Source organism: Mycetocola sp. Y171 (assembly GCF_056713165.1).
The window spans coordinates 1,052,746-1,077,414 of record NZ_JBWYGX010000001.1 but is presented as its reverse complement, the minus strand read 5'-3'; the positions used below and the strand labels follow the sequence as shown (position 1 = coordinate 1,077,414).

General features: G+C 66.5%; 23 protein-coding genes. 13 read left to right on the top strand and 10 right to left on the bottom strand.

Annotated features, from left to right (window positions below; all coding sequences use genetic code 11):
- The first annotated feature begins 127 nt into the window (after positions 1–127).
- Positions 128–292 (top strand): hypothetical protein, encoded by a 165-nt coding sequence (locus AC1M2K_RS05085; protein ID WP_480238310.1) that lies wholly within the window; start codon positions 128–130, stop codon positions 290–292.
- Between the two features lie 142 nt (positions 293–434).
- On the opposite strand, the gene AC1M2K_RS05080 is transcribed toward AC1M2K_RS05085, so the two are convergent.
- Positions 435–872, bottom strand: coding sequence for an Lrp/AsnC family transcriptional regulator (locus AC1M2K_RS05080; protein WP_480238309.1), 438 nt, complete (start codon positions 870–872; stop codon positions 435–437).
- 181 nt (positions 873–1,053) lie between these two features.
- Here AC1M2K_RS05080 and ddaH point away from each other — a divergent pair, with 181 nt between their 5' ends.
- The 4 genes from ddaH to AC1M2K_RS05060 all read left to right on the top strand — a co-directional run bounded on the left by ddaH (position 1,054) and on the right by AC1M2K_RS05060 (position 5,574).
- A complete protein-coding gene (gene ddaH / locus AC1M2K_RS05075) occupies positions 1,054–1,914 on the top strand; it encodes a dimethylargininase (RefSeq protein WP_480240090.1) in 861 nt (286 codons plus the stop codon).
- Positions 1,911–3,248: an ornithine--oxo-acid transaminase gene (rocD, locus tag AC1M2K_RS05070; protein WP_480240089.1), complete on the top strand. Its 1,338-nt coding sequence runs from the start codon at positions 1,911–1,913 to the stop codon at positions 3,246–3,248. The genes ddaH and rocD overlap by 4 nt, the downstream gene beginning before the upstream one ends.
- A 43-nt stretch (positions 3,249–3,291) precedes the next feature.
- Positions 3,292–4,758, top strand: coding sequence for a peptide MFS transporter (locus AC1M2K_RS05065; RefSeq protein WP_480240088.1), 1,467 nt, complete (start codon positions 3,292–3,294; stop codon positions 4,756–4,758).
- Positions 4,759–4,833: 75 nt separating this feature from the next.
- Positions 4,834–5,574, top strand: coding sequence for a polyprenol monophosphomannose synthase (locus tag AC1M2K_RS05060; RefSeq protein ID WP_480240087.1), 741 nt, complete (start codon positions 4,834–4,836; stop codon positions 5,572–5,574).
- Between the two features lie 91 nt (positions 5,575–5,665).
- Here the strand turns inward: AC1M2K_RS05060 and AC1M2K_RS05055 are convergent, their stop codons facing one another.
- The 3 genes from AC1M2K_RS05055 to AC1M2K_RS05045 all read right to left on the bottom strand — a co-directional run bounded on the left by AC1M2K_RS05055 (position 5,666) and on the right by AC1M2K_RS05045 (position 8,730).
- Positions 5,666–6,934 (bottom strand): alpha-hydroxy acid oxidase, encoded by a 1,269-nt coding sequence (locus AC1M2K_RS05055; protein WP_480240086.1) that lies wholly within the window; start codon positions 6,932–6,934, stop codon positions 5,666–5,668.
- A 42-nt stretch (positions 6,935–6,976) separates the two neighbouring features.
- Positions 6,977–7,735, bottom strand: a complete 759-nt coding sequence (locus tag AC1M2K_RS05050; protein ID WP_480240085.1) for a FadR/GntR family transcriptional regulator — start codon at positions 7,733–7,735, stop codon at positions 6,977–6,979.
- A gap of 74 nt (positions 7,736–7,809) precedes the next feature.
- Complete coding sequence (locus tag AC1M2K_RS05045) at positions 7,810–8,730, bottom strand: 2-hydroxyacid dehydrogenase (protein WP_480240084.1); 921 nt, start codon at positions 8,728–8,730, stop codon at positions 7,810–7,812.
- Between the two features lie 78 nt (positions 8,731–8,808).
- On the opposite strand from AC1M2K_RS05045, the gene AC1M2K_RS05040 reads away from it, so the two are divergent.
- Positions 8,809–9,027 (top strand): SCO4848 family membrane protein, encoded by a 219-nt coding sequence (locus AC1M2K_RS05040; protein WP_480240083.1) that lies wholly within the window; start codon positions 8,809–8,811, stop codon positions 9,025–9,027.
- 121 nt (positions 9,028–9,148) lie between these two features.
- Here the strand turns inward: AC1M2K_RS05040 and AC1M2K_RS05035 are convergent, their stop codons facing one another.
- The 3 genes from AC1M2K_RS05035 to AC1M2K_RS05025 all read right to left on the bottom strand — a co-directional run bounded on the left by AC1M2K_RS05035 (position 9,149) and on the right by AC1M2K_RS05025 (position 13,541).
- Positions 9,149–10,573 (bottom strand): rhamnulokinase, encoded by a 1,425-nt coding sequence (locus AC1M2K_RS05035; RefSeq protein WP_480240082.1) that lies wholly within the window; start codon positions 10,571–10,573, stop codon positions 9,149–9,151.
- 97 nt (positions 10,574–10,670) lie between these two features.
- A complete protein-coding gene (locus tag AC1M2K_RS05030; protein ID WP_480240081.1) occupies positions 10,671–12,707 on the bottom strand; it encodes a bifunctional aldolase/short-chain dehydrogenase in 2,037 nt (678 codons plus the stop codon).
- A gap of 72 nt (positions 12,708–12,779) precedes the next feature.
- Complete coding sequence (locus AC1M2K_RS05025) at positions 12,780–13,541, bottom strand: DeoR/GlpR family DNA-binding transcription regulator (RefSeq protein ID WP_480240080.1); 762 nt, start codon at positions 13,539–13,541, stop codon at positions 12,780–12,782.
- Between the two features lie 195 nt (positions 13,542–13,736).
- Here AC1M2K_RS05025 and AC1M2K_RS05020 point away from each other — a divergent pair, with 195 nt between their 5' ends.
- From AC1M2K_RS05020 to AC1M2K_RS04995, 6 genes are all read left to right on the top strand, one after another.
- Complete coding sequence (locus tag AC1M2K_RS05020; RefSeq protein WP_480238297.1) at positions 13,737–14,543, top strand: DeoR/GlpR family DNA-binding transcription regulator; 807 nt, start codon at positions 13,737–13,739, stop codon at positions 14,541–14,543.
- A 104-nt stretch (positions 14,544–14,647) separates the two neighbouring features.
- Complete coding sequence (locus AC1M2K_RS05015; protein ID WP_480240079.1) at positions 14,648–15,682, top strand: autoinducer 2 ABC transporter substrate-binding protein; 1,035 nt, start codon at positions 14,648–14,650, stop codon at positions 15,680–15,682.
- A gap of 78 nt (positions 15,683–15,760) precedes the next feature.
- Positions 15,761–17,293: a sugar ABC transporter ATP-binding protein gene (locus AC1M2K_RS05010; RefSeq protein WP_480240078.1), complete on the top strand. Its 1,533-nt coding sequence runs from the start codon at positions 15,761–15,763 to the stop codon at positions 17,291–17,293.
- A complete protein-coding gene (locus AC1M2K_RS05005) occupies positions 17,290–18,306 on the top strand; it encodes an ABC transporter permease (RefSeq protein ID WP_480240077.1) in 1,017 nt (338 codons plus the stop codon). The genes AC1M2K_RS05010 and AC1M2K_RS05005 overlap by 4 nt, the downstream gene beginning before the upstream one ends.
- Positions 18,303–19,385 carry an ABC transporter permease gene (locus AC1M2K_RS05000; protein ID WP_480238293.1) on the top strand — a complete coding sequence of 361 codons (1,083 nt, stop codon included), beginning with the start codon at positions 18,303–18,305 and terminating at the stop codon, positions 19,383–19,385. Before AC1M2K_RS05005 ends, AC1M2K_RS05000 begins: the two co-directional genes overlap by 4 nt.
- A 106-nt stretch (positions 19,386–19,491) precedes the next feature.
- Positions 19,492–20,067, top strand: coding sequence for a dienelactone hydrolase family protein (locus tag AC1M2K_RS04995; protein WP_480240076.1), 576 nt, complete (start codon positions 19,492–19,494; stop codon positions 20,065–20,067).
- A gap of 101 nt (positions 20,068–20,168) precedes the next feature.
- On the opposite strand, the gene AC1M2K_RS04990 is transcribed toward AC1M2K_RS04995, so the two are convergent.
- From AC1M2K_RS04990 to AC1M2K_RS04980, 3 genes are all read right to left on the bottom strand, one after another.
- Positions 20,169–21,596 carry an HNH endonuclease signature motif containing protein gene (locus tag AC1M2K_RS04990; RefSeq protein ID WP_480240075.1) on the bottom strand — a complete coding sequence of 476 codons (1,428 nt, stop codon included), beginning with the start codon at positions 21,594–21,596 and terminating at the stop codon, positions 20,169–20,171.
- A 305-nt stretch (positions 21,597–21,901) separates the two neighbouring features.
- On the bottom strand, positions 21,902–23,068 hold the full coding sequence (gene rhaI, locus AC1M2K_RS04985; protein ID WP_480240074.1) for an L-rhamnose isomerase: 1,167 nt from the start codon (positions 23,066–23,068) through the stop codon (positions 21,902–21,904).
- Positions 23,069–23,072: 4 nt separating this feature from the next.
- A complete protein-coding gene (locus tag AC1M2K_RS04980; protein WP_480240073.1) occupies positions 23,073–23,462 on the bottom strand; it encodes an L-rhamnose mutarotase in 390 nt (129 codons plus the stop codon).
- Between the two features lie 185 nt (positions 23,463–23,647).
- Between AC1M2K_RS04980 and AC1M2K_RS04975 the strand changes: the two genes are divergently transcribed.
- Positions 23,648–24,664 (top strand): LacI family DNA-binding transcriptional regulator, encoded by a 1,017-nt coding sequence (locus AC1M2K_RS04975; protein WP_480240072.1) that lies wholly within the window; start codon positions 23,648–23,650, stop codon positions 24,662–24,664.
- Positions 24,665–24,669: the final 5 nt, after the last annotated feature.

Genomic DNA, 24,669 nt, shown 5'->3' with positions numbered 1-24,669 from the left:
CCGCGGCGCCCCATCAGGAGCGCCGCGGCATCCGTCGTCACATCGCTCTCATAACATCATAAATCGTGCAGAGTCAAGGCCCCCTGCTTTGAAAGCCCCGCAAGTCTGCGGCTGATAGCGTCCAGATATGAACATTCTTCTTATCGTCATTGCAGTCATTGCCGTTGTCCTCCTTGTGACCGGTGGGTTCGTGCAGTCCCTCAACTTCCTGCTGTGGGTTGGCGTCGTCCTCCTGGTCCTCGCGATCATCGCCTGGTTGCTTCGTGCAGTCACGGGCCGCAAGAGCATCTGATCTGATCGGCCGCCCTTTGGGGGGAAACCAAAGCACAACTGAATAGACAGACCACGCCGCCGCACACCAGTGCGAGCCGAAACCGAACGGGGTTTCGGGGGCGTGGTTTTGTCATGTCCGGGGATCGGCCGCCGGCCGCCGCTCAGTCTGCGGTGCGGTGGATCAGGCGGGAGAGCACGATGGCGCTGCGGGTGTGGTCGACGTTCGGAGCGTTCCTCACCCGCTCGAGGGCGGCCTCGAGGCTCGGGATGTCACGTGAGCGCATGTGGACGATCGCGTCGGCCCCGCCGGTCACCGTCCCGGCGTCCACGACCTCGGGAACCGCCGACAGGATCCTCAGCAGTTCATCCGGCGCGACAGTGCCGCGGCAGAACAACTCGACGTAGGCCTCGGTGTGCAGACCGTCGACGGCGGGGTCGACCTGGATCGTGAATCCACGGATGACGCCGTCGGCGACGAGCCTGTCGACCCGACGCTTGATCGCTGACGCGCTCAGCCCGACCTCCTGGCCGATGTCGCCGTAACCCGCCCGCGCGTTCTGGCGGAGAAGGTCGATGATGCCGCGATCGAGATTGTCCATGCGGCCATTCTATGGGCCTTCGTTGCGTTTGGCCCCACTGTGACGCATGATTCCTGCGCGTCACTGCGAACAACTTCGCATCGGTGCGTGTCACACTGGAGACACGGCGTGCCCTCGCGATCGAATTGAGCTGCAGGGACTCGAGGACAGCGTCCGCCGCTTCCCTCTGATGGAGACGAGCATGACAAACATCGAAACGGCGGCGCAGGTGGCATCGGTCACCAGGACCCCCACCCCTCGCACCTACCTCATGTGCCGGCCTGACTTCTTCACGGTCTCGTACAAGATCAACCCGTGGATGGAACCGACCACCCCCACTGACACGGCCAAGGCCGTCGCCCAGTGGCAGACGCTCTACGACACCTATGTGGGCCTCGGCCACACCGTCGAACTCATCGACGGCGTCGACGGACTGCCAGACATGGTCTACTCGGCCAACGGCGGTTTCGTCATCGACAACATCGCGTACGGGGCGAGCTTCACCTTCCCCCAGCGCCAGGCGGAAGGCCCCGCATACATGGACTGGTTCCGGGCGAACGGATATGACGTGCGTGTTCCAGAGAACATCAACGAGGGGGAGGGAGACTTCCTGCTCGTCGGCAACACGATTCTCGCCGGTACCGGATTCCGCAGCGAGTCCCGCAGCCACTCCGAGGTCGGTTCACTGTTCGGGCGCGAAGTCGTGACCCTCAACCTCACCAACCCGGCCTTCTACCACCTCGACACCGCCATCGCCGTGCTCGATCCGCTCACAGGCGACGAGAATGCGAACATCGCCTACCTTCCCTCCGCATTCGACGCGAAGTCGCTCGCCATCCTCGAGGACCGCTACCCGGACGCCATCATCGTGAGCGAAGAGGACGCGTCGATCCTTGGGCTCAACTCGATCTCCGACGGCTACAACGTGGTCATCGCCGTACGCGCGACGGGCTTCGAACGCCAGTTGCGCGAGCGGGGCTACAACCCGATCGGCGTCGACCTCTCCGAGCTGCTGCTCGGCGGCGGCGGAGTGAAGTGCTGCACGCTGGAATTGCGACGATGAGTGTGCGGGAGACGGGTCTCGCGGGGACGGCGACGACGCCGAGCGGTCCCGCCCATGGAGGCCCGACCGCACCCGGACCACTCGGCGTCGCCGCCGTGGGTCTCGCGGACGCCGCCAGTGTCCCTGAGGAGGCTGCAGCAGCGATTGCCAGCGAGGAAGCCGTTGTCGCGCACAACTACCACCCGCTTCCCGTCGTCGTGGCATCCGCCGAGGGGGCGTGGGTCACCGATGTGAGCGGCAAGCGCTACCTCGACTGCCTCGCCGCATACTCGGCCGTGAACTTCGGGCACTCGAACCCGATCCTGCTCGACGCCGCGCGCGCCCAGCTCGACCGGGTGACGCTCACCAGCCGCGCGTTCCACAACGACCAGCTCGGCCCGTTCGCCCAGGCGCTCGCCGACCTCTGCGGCAAAGACATGGTGCTGCCGATGAACACGGGCGCCGAAGCCGTCGAGTCGGGGATCAAGGTCGCCAGGGCGTGGGGTTACCGCGTGAAGGGCGTCGCGGCCGACCGCGCGAACATCATCGTCATGGCGGGCAACTTCCATGGCCGCACCACAACGATCATCAGCTTCTCCGACGACCCCGAGGCGCGCGCCGATTTCGGCCCGTACACGCCCGGTTTCCGGACGGTGCCGTATGGAGACGCAGACGCGCTCGCGGCTGCCGTCGACGAGAACACGGTCGCCGTGCTCATCGAGCCGATCCAGGGCGAGTCAGGTGTCGTCGTGCCGCCGGCCGGCTACCTGCCTGCGGTCCGAGAGATCTGCACGGCTCAGAACGTCCTGTTCATCGCCGACGAGATCCAGTCCGGCCTCGGGCGCACGGGAGCGACCTTCGCCTGCGAGCTCGTCGGCGTCGTCCCCGACCTCTACCTGCTGGGCAAGGCGCTCGGCGGCGGTATCGTTCCCGTCTCTGCCGTCGTCGGCAACAGCGACATCCTCGGAGTGCTCCGGCCGGGCGAACACGGATCGACCTTCGGTGGCAACCCGCTGGCATCCGCCGTCGGCCACGCCGTTGTCAGGATGCTCGCGAGCGGCGAGTACCAGAAGCGCGCCCGAGTCCTCGGTGCGCGAATGCACCGCCGTCTCGGCGACCTCGTCGGACGGGGAGTCGTCGACGTCCATGGTGCAGGCCTCTGGGCCGGCGTCGACATCGAACCGTCGCTCGCCACCGGCCGCGAGGTCTGTGAACTGCTGATGGACAGGGGAGTCCTCGCGAAGGACACCCACGGTTCCACCATCAGGTTCGCCCCGCCGATCGTCATCGAGGAGTCCGACCTCGACTGGATGGTCGACCAGCTGGCAGAAGTTCTGGAGGAGCTTCAGAGGTAGCGAAGACTAGCGGCCGAAAGCCGCGGAGAGTACCTTCGAGCGCATGAGTCAGGTCACCGACCCGTCGACTGCGCGTGAGGATCACAGCTTCTTCGGGCAGCCCCGCCCTCTCGCGAGCATCTTCGGTGTGGAGATGTGGGAGCGGTTCTCCTTCTACGGCATGCAGGGCATCCTCCTGCTCTACCTGTACTACTCGGTGGAGGAGGGGGGCCTCGGCATCCCTCAGTCGACGGCTGCGGGGATCGTCGGCGCGTACGGAGGCTCGGTCTACCTCTCCACGATCCTCGGGGCATGGGTCGCAGACCGGCTTCTCGGCTCGGAGCGGGTGCTCTTCTACAGCGCCATCGTCATCATGTGCGGGCACATCGCCCTGGCGCTGATCCCCGGAGTGGCGGGCGTGACGGTCGGACTCATCCTCGTCGCCGTCGGCAGCGGCGGGCTCAAGGCCAACGCCACCTCCGTCGTCGGCGCGCTCTACGCCCCTGAGGATCCCCGCCGCGACGCCGGTTTCTCGATCTTCTACCTCGGCATCAACCTCGGGGCCTTCCTCGGACCGATCCTCACCGGCCTCCTGCAGCAATCGCTCGGCTTCCACTTCGGCTTCGGCCTCGCGGCCGTCGGTATGGCGATCGGGCTCACTCAGTATTCGTTCGGCCGCAAGCACCTCCCTGACATCGCCAGGCGAGTTCCCGACCCGCTCCCACGTTCGCGCTGGTTGTTGTTCGGAATCGTGGCAGCCCTCGGACTGATCCTCATCGTCGTTCTGGTCGCCGTCGGTCTCATCACGGCGGACAACCTCGTCACTGTCGTCATCGGCGTGACGATCGTCGCGACGATCGCGTATTTCGTCGTCATCCTGTCGAGCAAGCTCATCACGACCACGGAGCGCAGGCGCGTGTTCGCGTTCATTCCCCTGTTTATCGCGAGCGCCGCGTTCTGGTCGCTCTACCAGCAGCAGTTCACTGTTGTGACGATCTACTCGGACGAGAGACTCGACCGCTCCCTGTTCGGCTGGGAGATGCCGGTCTCCTGGGTGCAATCGATCAACCCGATCTTCATCATCCTGCTCTCGGGGGTGTTCGCCGCCCTGTGGACGAAGTGGGGCGCCAGACAACCATCGACCCCTCTGAAGTTCGCCGCTGGGACGATCATCATGGGTGTCGGATTCCTCCTCTTCCTTCCGTTCGCCGGGGGCGCGGCCAACTCGACGCCGCTCCTGGCGATGATCGGCATCCTTCTCGTCTTCACCGTTGCGGAGTTGCTCCTGTCTCCTGTAGGTCTGTCCGTGTCGACCAAGCTCGCGCCCCAGGCGTTCACGACGCAGATGGTGGCGCTGTTCTTCCTCTCCGTCGCTTTGGGCACAGCGGTCTCAGGTCGCCTCGCCGAGTGGTACCTCACGGTCCCTGAGACGCTCTACTTCGGGGTGCTCGGTGGAATCGCGATCGTCCTCGGTGTCGCACTGGCGCTCATGGCCCGCCCCGTGCTCAGGTTGATGAGCGGCGTTCGGTAGTCTGGGATCCCGACTGCCCCGGCGCCCGTGCCGCTGGGCTCGACGTGCGGCCGGAGCCGCGCGAGGGAGGACCCCGTGGCCACGACGCTCGTCATCGTTCCCACCTACAATGAGCGTGAGAACGTCGCAGGCATCGTCGGCAGGGTGCGCACGGCAACGCCTGAGGTCGACGTCCTCGTCGTCGACGACAACTCCCCGGACGGCACCGGAGCGATCGCCGACGGCCTGGCGGCATCCGATCAGGCCATCCATGTGCTTCACCGCACCGGCAAGGCCGGACTGGGCGGCGCGTACGGCGCCGCGTTCCGCTGGGGGCTCGACCGCGGCTACGACCGGCTCGTCGAGATGGATGCAGACGGCTCGCACCAGCCCGAACAGCTCCCCGTGCTCCTCGCCGCGGCGGATGCCGGCGCTGACGTCGTTCTCGGATCACGGTGGGTACCCGGCGGGGGCGTGCGGAACTGGCCCGCCTACCGCGAACTCCTGTCGCGCGGCGGCAGCGTCTACGCCCGGATCGTCCTCGGGCTGCCGCAACGGGACGTGACCGGCGGATACCGCGTGCTGACCGCGAACGCGCTGCGGAGCATCCGGCTCGAGGACGTCCACAGCCAGGGCTACGGATTCCAGGTCGACCTGCTGTTCCACGCCCATCGCGCCGGGCTGAGGATCGTCGAGGTTCCGATCACCTTCATCGAACGCGAGTTCGGGGAGTCGAAGATGACGGGCGGGATCGTCGCCGAGGCGATGCTGCGGGTCACCCTGTGGGGGATCGGGGCGCTGCCCGGCCGGGTTCGCCGGCTGTTCCGGCGGCGATAGGCCGAGCGCGATCGCTTCGGGAGGACAATCAGGGGGTCTGTCCGGCTATGGACGATGGACCTCGCGATTGTCCTCCCGAAACCGCGGTCGCTTACTTCTGAGAGGCGGCCACGGCATCCGCTGCGGGCTGCGCGTAGGGCACCAGCCTGGCCAGCTGGGTGACGTGGCGCGGTTCGAGCTCATCGAGGCTCGCGACCCCGAGCAGCTTCATGGTGCGGCGGATCTCCTCGGACAGGATCTGGATCGTGCGGTCCACTCCCTCACGTCCACCGGCCATGAGGCCATAGAGATAGGCGCGGCCGATGAGCGTGAACCGGGCGCCGAGGGCGACGGATGCCACGATGTCGGCGCCGTTCATGATGCCAGTGTCGAGGTGGACCTCGACCTCTGAACCGACCTCGCGGACGACGCTCGGCAGCAGGTGGAACGGGATCGGCGCGCGGTCGAGCTGGCGACCGCCGTGGTTCGACAGGACGATGGCGTCTGCGCCGAGCTCGACGGCGAGACGGGCATCCGCGACGGACTGGATGCCCTTGACGACGAGCTTGCCCTTCCACTGTTCGCGGATGAACCTCACCTCGTCCGGGCCGACCGTCGGGTCGAACATGGTGTCGATGAGCGCGGCGACGGTGCCAGACCAGCGGTCGAGGCTCGCGAAGGCGAGGGGCTCCGTGGTGAGGAAGTTGATCCACCAGGCCGGACGCGGCAGGGCGTTGAGAACGGTCTTCGGGGTGAGGGCGGGCGGTATCGAGAAGCCGTTCTTCACGTCGCGGAGACGTGCGCCGCCGACGGGGGTGTCGACGGTGACCATGAGAGTGTCGTACCCGGCAGCTGCCGCTCGGTCGACGAGGGCGAGTGAGCGGTCCCTGTCCGTCCACATGTAGAGCTGGAACCAGTTGCGTCCACCTGGCGCCGCAGCGGCGACATCCTCGATCGACGTGGTTCCCATGGTGGAGAGGGTGAAGGGGATGCCTGCGGCCTCTGCTGCTGTCGCGCCTGCGCGCTCACCTTCGGTCTGCATCATCCGCGTGAATCCGGTGGGCGCGATGCCGAACGGCATGGCGCTCGTCTTGCCGAGGACTTCGCGGGTGGTGTCGACCTTCGACACGTCGCGGAGAACCGACGGGTGGAACTCGATGTCCTGGAATGCCTGCCGCGCACGGCTCAGCGAGATCTCGCCCTCGGCGGCACCGTCGGTGTAGTCGAACGGAGCTTTCGGGGTCACGCGCTTGGCGATCGTCCGCAGGTCGGCGATGCTCGTCGCCGAGGCCAGGCGGCGGGTCCTGGCGTTGAACTCGGGCTTCTTGAACTGCATGAGCGGTGCGAGGTCACGCACTTTGGGGATTCGTCTCTCGACCATGGGAGTGTCCTTCTGTCGTGTCGAGTTACCGGAATGGGTCGTCTACGCGCCGCGAGGGGCGACATCCGGAACCATTGTCTGTAACTCGTCTGAGCGGTGGGAGGGGAGGTTGGTTTCGGAGTAGTAGTCGGCGATGTGGGCGTGCACGACCGCGCGGGCGCTCGCCGCGTCGCCGGACGCGATGGCGGTGAGGATGTCTCGGTGCTCGCGCATGAGGCGGGCCGAGGTGCCCGCCCACGACGGGAGGTTCGAAGCCCCTGCCATGACGTAGCTCTCGATCGAGCTCCGAAGCCCGGCCATCGTCGCCGCGATGACCTGGTTGCCCGACGCTTCGGCCAGCGACAGGTGGAACTGCGCGTCGAGCGCCAGGAACTCGGCCTCGGGGAGGTCGCGCGATTCCATGACGTCGAGAAGCACTGCGGATGCCGACAGATCGGGCCGGGGGGAGGCGTCCGCGAGGTCACCGGCGACCGCGGTCTCGAGCACGAGGCGGGTCTTCACGATGTCGGCGACGGCGAACCCGGTCGCTGCGACCTGGAGGCGCATGAGCGCAGACATCCCGCCGCCGGGGAGGGCGACGATGATCGCGCCGGCGTTCGGTCCTGAACCGGTCGCGGTGCGGACGAGACCGAGTACCTCGAGAACACGGATGGCCTCACGAACACTCGACCGCCCGACGCCGAGATCGGCAGACAAGGCGCGCTCCCCAGGCAGGTGGTCACCGGGGCGCAGTCGACCGTCGAGCAGGTCGCGCTCGATCGTCTCGAGCACCACCTGCCACGCGCGTCGGTCGTCTGTCACGCTGCCCCTCCGTCGATGGTGTGGTCTGACCACACAGTTTACACACGTCGACGGTCAGGTGCGAGCGCACGCTGCTAGCTGCGCAGCACCACGTTCACGGGCTCCTCACCCTTGAGCATCCGTTCGGCCTGCTCCCTGACGAGGCGCGCCATCCTCGGCAGCATCGCGGTCGACGCACCTCCGACGTGCGGGCTGATCAGCACATTGGGAAGGGCGAACAGCGGATGCTCGTCTGGCAGCGGCTCTGGATCGGTCACGTCGAGCGCGAACCGCAGGCGACCGGATTCGGCGTGCCGCAGGATCGCCTCCGTGTCGGCGACCCGCCCGCGCGCGATGTTCACGAGGAGGGCGCCGTCGCGCATCACGGCGAGGAACTGGTCGTCGACCAGGTGGGTCGTCCCATCGGTCAGCGGGACTCCGACCACGACGATGTCGGCCTCCGGTAACAGCTCGGGCAGTTCGTCGAGGCCGTGGATCGTGCCACGCTCATCCGTCCTGGCACGACTCGCGACGCGGACGACGGTCGTTTCGAACGGGAGCAGGCGGTCCTCGATCGCCTTCCCGACCCCGCCGTAACCCAGAAGGAGGACGGTGCGGTCGGCGAGACTCTCGAACCGGGCGGGCGCCCAACGGCCCTGGTCGGCCGCACGGACGAACTGCGGGATGCCGCGCTGTGACGCGAGGATGAGCGCAAGCGTGAGCTCGGCCGTCGAGGTCTCGTGCACCGACGAGGCATTGGCGAACACATTGCCGGGCGGCAGCGCGTCATCGACGTTGTCGTATCCGATCGACTGGCTCTGAACGAGACGTGCGCTGACGCCGGCCAGGTTCGCGAGCTTCGCCGTGCCGTCCATGTATGGCTGAATGACGATGTCGATCGATGCGGCGGGAGGCGGCCCGTCCATGTCCCAGCGGACGAATTCGACGCCGTCGAGCTCGCCGATCTCTTTGCGGAGGGCGTTACCGGGGACACTGACAAGGAGCGGAGCGGTCATCTCCCGAGCCTACCGAAGGCCCCACAGCCAGGCGAGGTGCTTGACGATCGTCCGCCCGCACCGCTGTAGGTTCGAGGGATGGAATCCCCGTTCGTGGCCGTGCTCCTGCTGGCCAATGCCGTCTTCAACCTCATCGCGTGGCCGCAGTTCCTCCGGCGGGTGATGCGCGATCCCCGGGCACGCGATTCAGCCGGAAAGCGGACGACGTTCCTCACCGTCCACCTCGTCCTCGTCACGATCGCCGTGCTCCTGGCTGTGGCGAGTGCGATCACCGGGATCGTCCTGCTCGTCCGTTAGCCGCCGAGCAGAGGGCACTCCGGCAGGCGTGCGTAACGTCGGAGATTCTCCGCAGAATGCCGTCGTTCTGCTCGATCCGCGGCCTGAGGCGTCACATCTCCGACGTTCGGAACAGCCCGGGTCAGCGGCCCAGCGGCTCGAAGCGCACGGGCTCGAACGAGCGCGCCACGAGCGCCCGCATCGACTCGAGATCGCCCGTGAGCAATCCGACGGCTCGCGCCTGCACGAGGACGTTCCCCAGCGCGGTGGCCTCGACCGGTCCGGCCAGCACAGGGAGTCCCGCCCGGTCGGCGGTGATCTGGCAGAGGAGCGTGTTCAGCGACCCACCCCCGACGACGTGGATGACGTCGACCGGGGCGTTCGCGAGAGCGGATGCCGTGTGCACGGCGCGCGCGAAGGCATCCGCGAGGCTCTCGAGAATGGTGCGTACGAACTCTGCTTTCGACCGCGGCACGGGCTGGCCGTGTTCGGTGAGTGCCTCGGCGATGCGCCCGGGCATGTCGCCCGGCTGCAGGAAGCGCGGGTCGTCCGCATCGAACACCGGCATGGGCGCTGTGACCGCCGCGGCCTGGGCGAGGAGCGCAGGGAGGTCGATCGTCTCGCCTGATTCGCGCTCCCAGGTGCGCACGGATTCGCTCAGGAGCCAGAGTCCCATGACGTTGTGGAGGAACCGGACGCGACCGTCGACGCCGCCCTCGTTGGTGAAGTTGGCTTCTCTGCTGGCCTCGGTGAGAACGGGGCGCTCGAGTTCGAGGCCGACGAGCCCCCAGGTTCCGCAGGAGATCCAGGCCGCCTGGCTTGTCGTCATGGGCACGGCCACGACGGCGGATGCCGTGTCGTGCGATCCGACGGCTGTGACCGGTGTCTGGGCGGAGAGTCCGGTTTCGGCGGCCACGGCGGGCAGCAGGGTGCCGAGCACTGTGCCCGGCTTCACGAGCGGCGGGAAGATGTTCCTGGGGAAGCCGAGGCGGGCGATGAGATCGTCGTTCCAGCTGCCGTCGCGCGAGAGCAGTCCCGTCGTCGACGCGTTGGTCACCTCCGCGCTGCGGGAGCCGGTCAGCCGGTTGGCGAGGAAGTCGGGGATGAGCAGCACGGAGTCGGCATCGTGGAGCCTGGGCCTGTCTGCTGCCAGCTGGTACAGAGTGTTGAACGGCAGGAACTGCAGCCCGTTCTGGCCGTACAGCTCGGCGAACGGGACACGGGAGTGAACGTCGGCGACGCCTCGGTCGTTGCGATCGTCGCGGTAGTGGAACGGCTCGGACAGCATCCGTCCATCCGACAGGAGGGCGTAGTCCACCGCCCACGAGTCGATGCCGACGCTCCGGATGCCCGGGTCGCGCCGTGCGGCCTCGGTGAGACCGGTGACGACAGCACTGAGCAGTCCCGTCGCGTCCCAGTGCAGCCCGTCGTCAGTGGTCGTCGGTCCGTTCGGGAACCGGTGCACAGGCTCAAGCCGCAACACGTCAGGGCCGACGCGGCCGAGCATGACCCTGCCGCTCGTCGCGCCGAGGTCGACGGCCGCGACGGTCCCGCTGGCGGCGCTCACGAAGCGGACCTGTCCGTCGCCACGTAGTCACCTGTTCCGGACGTACTCACGCGGCGTAACGGGTGAGTGCGTCCGGAAGGAGTGAGTGGGTGCACGCTCATCGGAGGAACGCGGCAGCGACGCCGGCATCCACCGGGATGTGGAGCCCGGTCGTGTGCGAGAGGTCGCTCGTGCAGAGGACGAACACAGCGTTGGCGACGTTCTCAGGAACGACCTCACGCTTGAGGATGGTGCGCTGGGCGTAGAACTTACCGAGGTCCTCTTCCTCGATGCCGTAGGTCTTGGCCCGGTTCGCACCCCAGCCGGAGGCGAAGATTCCGGAACCGCGGACGACGCCGTCGGGGTTGATGCCGTTCACCTTGACGCCGTACTCGCCGAGCTCGGCGGCGAGCAGCCGGACCTGGTGAGCCTGGTCCGCCTTCGTGGCCGAATAGGCGATGTTGTTCGGGCCGGCGAAGACCGAGTTCTTCGACGAGATGTAGATGATGTCACCGCCGAGTTTCTGGTCGATGAGCACGCGGGCGGCCGCCTTCGAGACGAGGAACGAGCCCTTGGCCATGACGTTGTGCTGCAGATCCCAGTCCGCCTCGGTCGTGTCGAGCAGCGACTTCGACAGCGACAACCCGGCGTTGTTCACGACGAGGTCGAGCCCGCCGAACGCGAGCACGGCGGCGTCGATCGCCGACTGCACCGCCTTCTCGCTGGAGACGTCTGCGGCGACGCCGATGGCGACATCCGTGTTTCCGATCTCCGCCGCGGCTTCCTGCGCCTTCTCGAGCGACAGGTCGGCGATGACGACGCAGGCGCCTTCGGCGGCGAGTCGGGTAGCGATGGCCTTCCCGATTCCAGACGCCGCCCCGGTCACCAGCGCGACGCGCGTCGCGAGCGGCTTCGGTTTCGGCATGCGCTGCAGCTTGGCTTCCTCGAGAGCCCAGTACTCGATGCGGAACTTCTCGGCCTCATCGATCGGTGCGTAGGTCGAGAGCCCCTCGGCGCCGCGCATGACGTTGATCGCGTTGATGTAGAACTCGCCTGCGACGCGGGCGGTCTGCTTGTTGGCGCCGTAGCTGAACATGCCGACGCCGGGAACGAGAACGATCAGGGGGTCCGCGCCGCGGATCGCGGGGGAATCAGCCGTCGCGTTGCGGTCGTAATAGGCCTGGTAGTCGTTGCGGTACTCCTCGTGGAGAGTTGTGAGGCGTTCGATCGTCTCCTCCACCGATGCGGATGCCGGCAGGTCGACGAGAAGCGGCTTCACCTTGGTGCGGAGGAAGTGGTCGGGGCAGCTCGTGCCCAGCGCGGCGAGTCGAGGGTGCTCTGCGCTGGCCAGGAAGTCGAGGACGACGGCGTGGTCGGTGAAGTGGCCGACCTGGGGCTTGTCCGTTGATGCGAGGCCGCGGAGGGTCGGCGCGAGGGCGGCGGCCTTGGCGCGACGTTCGGCGAGGGGGAGGGCGCCGTAGCCGTCGAGCTCAGGGCCGAACGGTTCCGGACGCGAGTTCGCTGCGATGTACTCTGCGGCCGTGTCGATGATCCAGAGGGAGTTCCTCTCGCTTTCGTCGCTCGTGTCGCCCCACGCGGTGATCCCGTGTCCGCCGAGGATGCAGCCGACGGCATCCGGGTTCTCGGCCTTGATTGCCGCGATGTCGAGTCCGAGCTGAAAGCCCGGCCTGCGCCAGGGCGCCCAGACGACTCTGTCGCCGAAGATCGACTTCGTGAGCTCTTCGCCGTCTGCGGCGGTCGCGATGGCGATGCCGGAGTCCGGGTGCAGGTGGTCGACGTGCCCCGCGTCGACGAGGCCGTGCATCGCGGTGTCGATCGACGGAGCTGCACCGCCCTTGCCATGGAGGGTGTAGTCGAAAGCTGCGACCATCTCGTCTTCGCGGTCGACACCGGGGTAGACGTTGGTCAGCGCACGCATCCGGTCGAGGCGCAGGACCGCAAGGCCCTGCTCGGTGAGGGTGCCCAGGTCGCCGCCGGAGCCTTTGACCCAGAGGAGCTCGACGTCCTCGCCGGTCGCCGGGTCGATGGCGGTGCCCTTGGCCGACGTGTTGCCGCCGGCGTAGTTCGTGTTCCGAGGATCGGCTCCGAGCCTGTTGCTGCGCGCGATCAATTCCGCTGCGGTGTCGTTCGTCATTGGCCGTCTCCCGGTGTTTGTTTGTGTTAACTGTTACAAAAAGTAACAGCCGTGATCCCCGGAGTCAAGAATTCAGAGGAGGTCCGTGAGCTCCCGGTAGGGCTCGAGTCGCTCATCGGCCGGATCGAGTTCGGTCACCATGATCGAGATCCGGTCCCAGTCGAGCGCCCGGGCCAGCGCACGCTGACCGAGTTTCGTCGAGTCGATCAGCAGCACGGTTTCGTCAGACGCATCCACGAAGGCCAGTTTCACCTGCGTCTCAGCGAGAGTGACCTCGCTCGTTCCGCGCTCAGGGTCTGCCGCAGCTGACGATGTGAAGAACCGCGAGTAGTGCAGCGATGCGGCGGCCTGGCAGGCCAGAAGGCCGACGAAACTGTCCGTCCGTTCCTCGGCTTCGCCGCCCACGAGCAACGCGGTGACCCCTGGGAGTCGACGCGCCACCTGGAAGTTCTCGTACGAGTTCGTCGCGATCGAGAGATCGGATGCCCCGTCGAAGCGGGACAGGAGGGTCCCGACGGTCGACGACGCGTCGAACGCCGCAGCACCGGACGCGGGGATCAGGGTGCGCGCCTTGTCTGCGATGACGAGTTTCGCATCCGCTCCCGTCGACATCCGTTCGAGGAAGGACCGGGGCTTCAGCGACGGGACTGCCCCTCCACGGACCCGGCGGAGCTGCCCTTCGGTTTCGAGGTCGGCGAGGTCGCGGCGCACGGTCATCGCCGAGACGCCGAGGCGCTCGGCTGCGGCATCCAGGCGGATGATGCCGTCTGCGCTGAGGATTTCGAGGAGGCGCTCACGACGTGACTCCGCGTCGACGGTCGATGTCGTTGCCATCTGCTGCTCCTCGCTTCGCCTGAAATGCTACAACGCCAGGCGGCGGTCGCACCTGCGGGGCTGGCGAGCTGACGTCAGGACAACGCAAGTCGTTTGTATCTTTTTGGTTTCGTTTATTGACGCGAATTGTCTTTTGGGCTTGAATTTCGAGAGCAATCCTCAAAAGTTCGTCACTGTCGCCGGCTGGAGGGCCCCATGAGTCGTTACGACTTCGTACGAGAAGAGATCATTCTCGACGAACTCCATGCGGCCGGCCGTGTGACGGTGAACGACCTCGCCCGCCGTTTCGGCGTCTCTCCCGTCACCGTCCGCAAGGACCTCGATCTCCTGGAGCGCCGGTCCCTCCTTCGCCGGGTGCGCGGGGGCGCCGTCGCTGCTCCGCGGGATGAGGGAGCTTTCGAGACCCGTCTCCGGTCGGATTCCCATGCGAAACACGCCATCGCTGTTGCCGCCGCGAAGCTCGTGAGCGACGGCGACGTCATCGCGATCGATTCGTCGACCACGAGCCACTACCTCGCAGCCGAGCTTCTCTCCCGCTCCGGTCTGATGGTCGTCACCAACAGCATGCGGACGGCGACCCTCCTGATGGAACGCTCGGACGCCACTGTGGTCATTCCCGGCGGTGTGCTTCGCCGGGCATCCCACTCGGTGGTCGGAGCGTTCTCCGACGTTCTCGAGGGCCGCGGGCGGATCAAGGCCGGGTTCTTCGGCGTCGCGAGCGTGTCCAGGACGCTCGGCCTGCTCGAGCTCTCCACTGAGGAGAGCGAATTCAAGAAGGGCCTCGTGCGAGCGTGCGATTCGGTCATCGGCCTGTTCACCTCGTCGAAGACCCAGGGTTTCGGGCTCCACCCGTTCGTCGGACCTGACGGCATCACCGCCCTCTACACGGACGACGCTGTCGACCCGGGCTTCGTTGCAGCGTGGAACGACTCGAACGTCGAGATCGTCACCGTCCCGGTGTCGCACCCCGGCGGGCAGCACGGCGAAAGCATGACGGCATGACACGGCGAGCCGGACCCCCGGCAAACGACCCCCAGCGGCGGAACCGTCGCGCTCAATCCGGCCCGGCAGGGATGCCAGGGTCACCACCAGAAAGAGGCAACCCAATGTTGAAAAGGAAAGCACTCGCGTTCGGCGCCCTTGCGCTGACTGCAGCCCTCGTCACGACAGCATGTACCAGCCGTGGTGACGGAGGAGGAGACGACAATGCCGGTGGAGGAGGCGGCGACGAGAAGGTCTCGGTCGCGTTCGTTCCCAAGCTCCAGGGCATCCCGTACTTCGAGGCGATGAACGCCGGAGGAAAGGCCGCAGCAGAGGAACTCGGGATCGAGTGGCTCTATCAGGGCCCGACGACGGCGGATGCCGCCGCCCAGGCCGACATCGTCCGCTCGTACATCCAGCAGGGTGTCGATGCGCTCATCGTCGCGCCGAACGACCCCGACTCGATGGCTCCACTCCTGCAGGAAGCGGCCGATGCCGGAATCGCGGTCGCGACCAGTGACACGGATGCGCCGAACTCGGTGCGCGAGGTGTTCGTCAACCAGGCATCGGTCGAGGGCATCGGCCAGGGACTGACCGACGCGCTGCTCGAGGCCATGGGTGGGGCGGGCAAGTACGCGATCGTGTCGTGTGGTGAGACCGCCGCGAACCTCAATGCGTGGATCGAGGTCCAGGAGGCCTACACCGCGGAGAAGTACCCGGACGCCGAAATCGTCGACATCGTGTACGCAGGAGAGGACCAGGCCGTCGCGACGTCGATGGCCACCGACCTCATGAACGCGCACCCTGACCTCACCGGTCTCGTCGGCGAGTGCACCTCGTCCGCGCCCGGTGTCGCCCAGGCGGTTTCGGACGCCGGAAAGACCGGAACGGTCTTCACTGTCGGACTCGGAACGCCGCAGTCCATGAAGCCGTACCTCGAGGACGGTTCCTCGAGCGCGTCCATCCTCTGGGACGTCGAGGCACTCGGCTACCTGACGGCGTGGGCAGGACTCCAGCTCGCTGAAGGCAACGAGTTCGAAGCGACGAACGACGTCAGCGACGCCCTGCCCGAGGTCGAGTACGACGAGGAGACCAAGGTTCTTCTCCTCGGCCCGCCGCTTCGCATCACCACCGAGAACGTCGACGACTTCGACTACTAGAGGTGAATGACCGCCGGAGGGGTTCGGCCCGACCGTACCCCTCCGGCTCCCTCCCGTCCCAGAAGCAGTGAGGAATCCATGCCGAACGCAAGCGAAACCGTGGCGACGGTGCCACGCGTGGCGCTCTCAGGAGTGGTCAAGAGCTACGGAGGTGTCCGCGCCATCCGGAATGCCGACATGAGTGTCGCACCGGGTACGGTGCACGCGCTCGTCGGCGAGAACGGCGCGGGCAAGTCCACGCTGATCAAGATCGTGGCAGGGGCCGAGCGCGCAGACGCCGGTTCACTGCAATTCGACGGTGAAGCGGTCTCGATCGCGTCGACGACGGATGCCATCGCTCTCGGTGTGCAGACCGTCTACCAGGAGCCGCAGCTCTTCCCCGAGCTCAGCGTCGCCGAGAACGTCTTCGTCGGACGTGAGCTGAAGAAGGGCATTCGCGTGGACTGGTCGGCCCAGGCCGACGCGATGCACAGCCTGCTCGACACCGTCGGGCTCCCCGACACCATCTCCACCGAGGTCGTCGGCGCCCTCTCGATCGCGCAACAGCAGCAGGTGTCCATCGCCAAGGCCCTCGCGGGTGACGCCTCTGTGCTCATCCTCGACGAACCGTCCGCCATCCTCACCGACTCCGAGATCGACGTGCTCTTCTCGGTGATCCGCAAGCTGACGGCGACGGGTGTCGCTGTCATCTACATCTCCCACCGGCTCGACGAACTCTTCCGCATCGCAGACGTGGTCACCGTGATGCGCGACGGCGAGACCATCACCACGCGGCCGATCGGTGAGCTGAGTGTCCGCGAGATCGCTGAACTCATGGTCGGTGGCGTGCTCGCCGAGTCGAGATCCGCCGAATCCGCGACGTTCGGTGACGTCGTGCTCGAGCTCGACAAGCTTCACCTCGACAAGCACTTCGATGACATCAGCCTCACGGTCCGCGCCGGTGAGATCGTCGGGCTCTACGGCCTCATTGGTTCGGGTGCCGGCGAGATCGCCAGCTCGGTCTATGGAATGGAACGGCCAACAGGCGGAAGCATCCGGGTGAAGAATCAGACCGTCCGGATGAAGCGGCCGTCCCAGGCGAAGAAGCTCGGCATCCACCTGCTCCCGGCCAACCGCAGCGCGCAGGGCTCGTTCTCGTTCCAGAGCATCGCCTTCAACATCACCGTCGGTGAGCTCAGGATGCTCTCCCGTCTCCGCGGGTGGGTCGAACGACGCCGCGAGCGTGAGATCGCCCGCGAGTTCATCAGCAGGCTGTCGGTGAAGACGCCGAGTGAGAAGCAGCCGATCAGCGCCATGTCCGGTGGAAACGCCCAGAAGGTCGTTCTCGCCAGGCAGCTCGTCAACCGGCCCGAGCTCCTCGTCCTCGTCGAACCGACACAGGGTGTCGACGTCGGGGCGAAGGAAGAGATCCACCGGATCATCGACGGCCTTGCCTCCGAGGGCACGGCCGTGCTCGTCGTCACCAGCGACCTCGGCGAGGTGCAGAGGATCTCCGACCGCATCCTCGTCGTCCGTGGGGGAGAGATCGTCAGCGAATTCGCACCGGATGCCACGCAGGTCCAGATCCTCGCGGCGGCAGCGGGCGAGCAACACCAGGAGGACTCCCGATGACCGTTCTCGACCAGAAGCCGCCCGAGGCCGTGAAGCCCGTTGCGCGGAGGATCCTCCCGCCTCCGGTGACCGGGCAGGAACTCGTTCTCGTCGCCGTGATCGCGGTGCTCTGGGTGCTCCTGGGCATCTTCACGCCGTCGTTCCTCAGCCCGTCGTCGATCCAGCCTCTTCTCGTCTCCGTGGCTCCGCTCGCCCTGATCGGCGTCGGGATGACGTTCATCATCATCACGGCGGGCATCGACGTCTCGGTCGGAGGCGCCATCGCCCTCTGCGCCGTGGTGACCGCGAAGATGCTCGTCAACTACGACGTCCCCCTGCTGGTCGCCGTCGGAGCCAGCATGGTCCTCGGGCTCATCCTCGGCCTGATCAACGGAACGCTCATCGCCTACGGCCGTGTCCACGCCATCATCATCACTTTCGGTACGGCGAACATCTTCCAGTTCTTCGCCCTCCGCGTGTTCGGCTCCTCGACGGTCAACAACATCCCTGCCACACTCGACGTCTTCGGTCGCGGCGAGGCAGGACGCACCCTCGGCATCCCGCACAGCTTCGCCATCACGGTCATCGTCGTGATCCTTGGCTGGTGGTATCTCAGGCACACCGCTGGCGGTCGTCATCTCTTCGCCATCGGAGGCAATGCCAACGCGGCACGTCTCGCGGGTGTGAAGGTGCAGCCTCGCGTACTCCTCGCCTATGCCATCACCGGTGCGCTCGTCGGAATCGGGGCATGCTTCCTCATCGCGGCAGGAACGTCGACACTCGACCAGGGTGTCGGTGCCGGACGGGAGCTCGCGGTCATCGCGGCCGTCGTCATCGGTGGCACGTCGATTCTCGGCGGGCGGGGATCGGTCATCGGAACGCTGCTCGGTGCGATCCTCGTCCAGACAGTGACGTCAGGTGTCACCCAGCTCGGCTGGCCCTCCCAGCTCGCGAACCTCTTCGTGGGCCTGTTCATCATCATCGCCGTCGGCACCGACCTGCTCCGCGAGCGGGCACGGAGGAGGAAAGCATGAGCGCCACATCGACCGTCGAGAAGCCCGGAACGACGGCGGAGAAGCGGAGCCTCGGCTCGCGGGCGCTCGAGGCGCTCCTGACCCAGCGCATCGTCCTGCTCGCCGTGCTCATCGTCGTGCTCCTGGTCGTCATGACGATCCTCGACTCGACCGGTGCGCTGAGCGGGTCGTACAACTCCGACTACCTGGCCGCGTCGCTCATCAACGCTGTCCCGCTCGCCATGCTGGGGCTGGCACAGCTGTTCGTGATCCTCTCCGGCCGGGGAGGCATCGACCTGTCCGTCGGGTCGATGGTGTCGGTCACCGGAGTCGCATTCGGGATGTCTTACGGGTTGTGGGGCTGGAATCTCGTGGCCGCGATGATCTTCGCTGTCGTGCTCGGTGGCATCCTCGGGGGGATCAACGGTTTCCTCGTCGCCTACGTCGGTTTCCCGCCCCTGATCGCCACCCTCGCGACGTTCTACGCGTACCGTTCGATCGCACTGGTCTGGAGTGATCAGAAGCCGGTGAACTCGACCGAGATCCAGGCCTTCTATTCGGCCGCGAAGGCGATCGAGCTTCCCCTGATCGGCGGATCGCTGCCGCTGGTGCCGCTCGGGATCTTCACCTTCCTCATCCCGGTCATCATCGTCGTCTGGGTGCTGCTCAACAAGACGACGTTCGGGCGCCGGGTGTACGCCGCAGGCACGAACGACACAGCGGCGGCGTGGGCGGGCATCAACGTCCGGCCGAACCGTCTCGTCGTGTACATCCTCTCCGGCGTCATCTCCGGGCTCGTCGGGATCGTCACCGTGGCGCAGTTCGCGTCGGCGAGACCGGATGCCGGGACGAGCGGAAACGGCATGGCCCTCCCCGCGATCACCATCGCCGTGCTCGGTGGCGTTGCCATCACCGGCGGGATCGGCCGGGTGGCTGGCGTCGTGTTGGCCACCGTACTCATCGTGTGGCTCAACGCGGGCATCCTGCTGGCGTTCCCTGGGAACGACGGAGTCCAGGTGCAGCTGCTCGCGCTGGGTCTCGTGCTCGTGTTCGCCTCACTGCTGAACGGCCTGACGAAACGGAAGTACGGCGGCATCTGAGGCACGGAGCGAACCTGACGCCCAGCCTCAACCCCTGTACCGGGTGGCGGCTGGCGGACCATAATCGTCAGATGTGCCCGGAGGGGCGCCGAGCGAAGGGTTGACCGTGACTGAAATTCTGCTGTTCCACCACGCCCAGGGCCTGACCGAAGGGGTGAAGGCGTTCGCCGAGACGCTGAAGCAGGCCGGGCACGTCGTCCACCTGCCCGACCTCTACGACGGGCACACGTTCGAAGAGCTGGACGACGGCATGGCGTACGTGCAGAAGATGGGCTTCGACACCGTTCTCGAGCGTGGTCGGGCGGCAGTCGAGGGCCTCCCTGACCGGCTGGTCTATGCGGGCTTCTCGCTCGGAGTGATGCCCGCGCAGTACCTCGCCCAGACCCGGCCTGGCGCGCAAGGAGCCCTCTTCTTCCACGGCTGCCTGCCGACTGCTGAGTTTGGTTCGTGGCCGGCAGGCGTGCCGGTTCAGATCCACAGCAAGGACGCCGACCCGGAATTCGTGGACTCGGGAGATATCGATGCCGCGCGGGCACTCGTCGAGGAGGCGGAAGACGCCAAACTGTTCCTCTATCCTGGCGGCGAGCACCTGTTCGCTGACAGCAGCCTCGCGTCGTACGACGAGGCGGACGCGGCGATGCTCACTGAACGCGTTCTGGTCTTCCTCGACCGCGTCGGCTGACGGGGCAGAATCGCTGGAGACGACTCCGGCGAGGCGGGCACATCGACCGGACAACACCTCGTCGTCGGGGATGCTTCGCGTTGAGGCGATCAGCGCCCTGGTCAGTGGAAGTAGGGTTTCCGCTTCAGCCAGTCGGGAAAGGTGACGACCGGCCTCCCGTCGACCATGGTGACGGAGAAGACGCCGGTGTCGATCATCCGGTGGTGGAACCAGCAGTAGAGGGCGCCGTTGTCGGTGTGGGTCGGCCCACCGTCGGAGTATTCGATGATGTGGTGGGCCTCGCACGCGGACGCGGGGATGGTGCAGCCGGGGATGCCGCAGGTGGGTCCGTCACGGGCGATCATTCCGAGGCGTTGGGTGCGGTCGAACAGCCGGTTCTCGGTGCCGAGGGCGATGAGGGCTCCGTCGGGGTCGATGATCGCCGGGAGGATGCTGCTGTCGCAGAGGATTTGCCTGATCGTGGAGTAGGGGACCGGGTCTGGCTCTCCGACGATCTTGCCGGTGCCTTTTTCGTTCTTGAGGACTTCGGCGGTGACTGTGACGATGACGGTGGGTGCTGCGCCTGAGACGGTGGGGGCGTCGGTGGAGCGGGCCAGGGAGTCGATCATCGCCGCGAACACGTCGGCGCGGATCTGGCCTGGGGTGCGGGTCTCTCGCGGTTCGCTGCGCTCGGTGGTGCCGGTGGGTTTGTCAGCGTCGCCGGAGTTCGAGGGGTCGCCGGTCAGGTACCTGGGCGCGGTTCGGGGGCTGAGGACGGTGTTGAACAGGGTGCGGAGTTTCGCGCCGACGTCGACGGTGACCTGCCCGCCGAACCGGACCAGCCCGTTGGTCGTGGTGTTCGAGACCCAGAAGTCGCGGTTCTGGAACGCTTTCTCGGCTCGTGGCTCGATGCCGTCCTGGTCGAGTCGGTCGCGCCATTGTCTCGCCTGAACGGCGACGAGGTCCGGTGGCAGCGGCAGGCCGATGTCGGTGCTGCTGCCGGTCGCCTGCCCGATCAGGACCTGCTCGGCGACGGCGAGCTGTTCGACGTCGGCCCGTGGGGCCGCGGTGGTGAGTTCCTTGCTGATCACGTCAGCGGTCTCGACGCCGATCAGCCCGGCCCGGAACGCGTCTCCCACCGCCGGGAACAGGGGTGGCAGTGGGAGTCCGGCATCCGTCGCCCGTGGTGAGGTGCGGGAGCCGACCCGGAGCAACCGCAACGCTGTCGATGCTGACACGCCGGCGACCAGTTCGACCAGGTGTGAGGGCCGGGAGAAGTTCAACCGGGCGGCGAGCCCTGCGCTGCCGCGGACAGGATCCGACCGCACCGCAACCTCGTTTGCCGCAGCAACCAGGATCGCCTCTATCCCACGCCCCAGTGCTGCGGTCTTCGACAACACGCTGAGCACGCCGTCGCCGGTCAGTCGGTCGAGACGCTCCAGATCGAGCGTTTCGATCACCTCGGCGAGCTGTTCTCCCAACCGGTCAAGCGCGAACTCTTCGGCCGGCACATCGGGTGCAGGCGCGAGGACGCTGACCGGGGAAGTCATGGTTCCAGGTCACCACCGAGGGTGGGCGTGAAAACACACAGCGAGAGCATCAACCCTGACAACACCGGCGGCGCCGGATCGGAGGTGGCAACTGGAGCTTTTGGGTTCTATTCCACCACCGACCACTGACATTGCCCCGCGGCCGGGCGAACCTCGCAGCGGGCCGGTATCGAGCGGTTGACCAGTGCTTTCATACCTCCAGTGAATCAGAGACCACTGACATCAGCACGGCAAAACAGGGCCTCCTGACGAGGGTATGGATAACCTGTCGTGAGGCCCTGTTCGACACATGAATCAGGTGCTGCCTACGCGCCCCAACCGGCCTGCTGTCCACCCACACGCTCGGCGGCAATCTTCTGCTGATAGCCGGATGCCGCGTACGCGGCCATCGGGTCGGCCGGAAGACCGCGGGACTCAAGCCAGGCAGCGAGGTCGGATCGGACATCCGTGTAGAAGGCATCCATCAGGATCGCGTTCGCTCCGAGAACGTCACCTGCGTCCTGCGCTGCGGTCAGTGCGAGGCGGTCGACGAGAAGTGCCCGTGCGGTCATCTCCTGCACGTTGAGCACGCTGCGGATCTGGCCGGGGATCTTGTCCTCGACGTTGTGGCACTGGTCGAGCATGAACGCGACGGGACTGTCGGGGCCGTAGCCGCCGCCACGCACGACCTCGAACAGGATGCGGAACAACTGGAACGGGTCCGCGGCGCCGACGATGAGGTCGTCGTCCGCATAGAACCGGGAGTTGAAGTCGAACGACCCGAGCTTGCCGAGGCGAAGAAGCTGGGCGACGATGAACTCGATGTTGGTGCCTGGGGCGTGGTGACCGGTGTCCAGGCACACCATCGCCTTCTCGCCGAGCGCTGTCACATGAGCGTACGAGGTTCCCCAGTCGGGAACATCCGTGTGATAGAACGCCGGCTCGAAGAACTTGTACTCGAGCACGAGGCGCTGGTCGTCGCCGAGGCGGGCGTAGATCTGCTGCAGCGAGTCTGCGAGTCGCTCCTGCCGTCCACGGATGTCGCCCTGGCCCGGGTAGTTGGTGCCGTCGGCGAGCCAAATCTTCAGGTCGCTCGAACCGGTGGCGTGCATCACGTCGATGCAGTCGAAGTGGTGGTCGATCGCCTTGCGGCGGACAGCCGCGTCGGTGTGCGTCAGGCTGCCGAACTTGTACTCGTCGTCCTGGAACGTGTTCGAGTTGACGGTGCCGAGCTCGACACCCAGCTCTCCGGCGAACTCGCGGAGGGCCGCGTAGTCGTCGACCTTGTCCCACGGGATGTGGAGGGCCACCTTCGGGGCGAGGCCGGTCAGCGTGTTGACCTGTGCCGCATCGGTGAGCTTCTCCTGGATGGTGCGGGGCGTTCCCGGCGTGCCGAAGACCTTGAAGCGCGTGCCCGAGTTACCGAATGCCCACGAGGGGAGCTCGATGGCCTGCTGGGCGAGCTGGTCGGCGATGGAGTCGAATGTCGTCATGGTGTCACTTCTCTGTGCTTGTGGTGCCGGTGGTGATGGGGTCTGCGGATGAACGGATGCCTGTGTCGTCGAGCTGGTCTTCGAGGTGGAAGATCTCGGGGATGCGTGTGAAGCCTTCGTCAGGAGCTGTGTCGAGACCCTCGAAGAAACCGGCCATCTCGCGTTGCCAGCGGCCGTTGACTTCGGTCGCGGCCATTCCGGCCTGGGCCGCCTCGAGCGATTCCGTCTCGAAGTACCCGATGAGCTGGCCGTCGGGCCGGAGGAACAGCGAATAGTTGTTCCAGCCCGTCGCCCTGAGCGCCTCCGCCATGTCCGGCCAGATCGCCCGGTGGCGTTCGGTGTACTCAGGAATCCGGTCGGGCTTCACCTGCAACTGGAAACAGACTCGTTCCATCTCAGCCCACCTCGCAGGTGTCGCGGAGAACAAGACGGCACGGAAGCATCCTCGCTGCCATGAATCGTTTCAAAAGCATGATCCGAATATACGTGTCCCATCGCTCCGCCGTCAAGATCGGGCACCGTGACACGTTTCAGATCCGGTGCCATAGGCTATGGCTCGACAGGGGCGGGGAGGTTGAGATGGCGTCGATGAGCGTGCGTGACGTCGCCAGACGCGCCGGAGTGTCCGTCGGCACGGTCTCGAACGTCCTCAATCGTCCTGACAAGGTGTCGCCTGCCACCATCGAGCGTGTGCACGCGGCGATCGACGAACTCGGCTTCGTGCGAAACGATGCCGCCAGGCAGCTTCGCGCCGGGCGGAGCCACAGCATCGGCATGATCGTCCTCGACGTCTCCAACCCTTTCTTCACCGACGTCGCCAGGGGTGCGGAGGACCGGGCCGCCGAAGAGCGCCTCACCGTCCTCCTCGGCAACAGCGACGAGAACAGTGATCGCGAGAAGTCTTACCTCGATCTGTTCGAGGAACAGCGCGTCCACGGCGTGCTCATCACCCCGGTGGGTGATGAGAGCGCCAGGCTCGAACGGCTCCTCCGCCGGGGTATCCCAGCCGTCCTCGTCGACCGGCAGACCGACGACGAGCGGTTCTCCTCGGTCTCTGTCGACGACGTCGCCGGCGGATACCTGGCCGTGCGGCATCTCCTCGACACCGGCAGGCGCCGGATCGCCTTCGTCGGCGGACCGGACAGCCTGCGCCAGGTCGCTGACCGGCTTGCCGGGGCACGCCGCGCCGTGGACGAGACGCCCGGTGCCGAACTCGAGGTGCTCGAAACGGATGCCCTCACGGTGTTGCAGGGACGCCATGCAGGAGAAGGCATCCGCGACCGCAGCCCCGAGTCCCGGCCGGACGGCGTCTTCGCCGCGAACGACCTGCTCGCGATGGGCGTTCTGCAGGCCCTCAACATGCTGGGGAAGGTCCGCGTACCTCACGACGTCGCCCTGATCGGATACGACGACATCGACTTCGCGTCCGCTGCTGTGGTTCCGCTTTCGTCTATCCGCCAGCCGAGTGCGCTGATCGGCCACACGGCCGTCGATCTCCTCATCAGGGAGGCCGCCGCGCCCGAGGACTTCGAACACGAGCACGTCGTGTTCCAGCCCGAGCTCATCGTCCGCGATTCCACGGATCCCCGCGCCTGATCGCG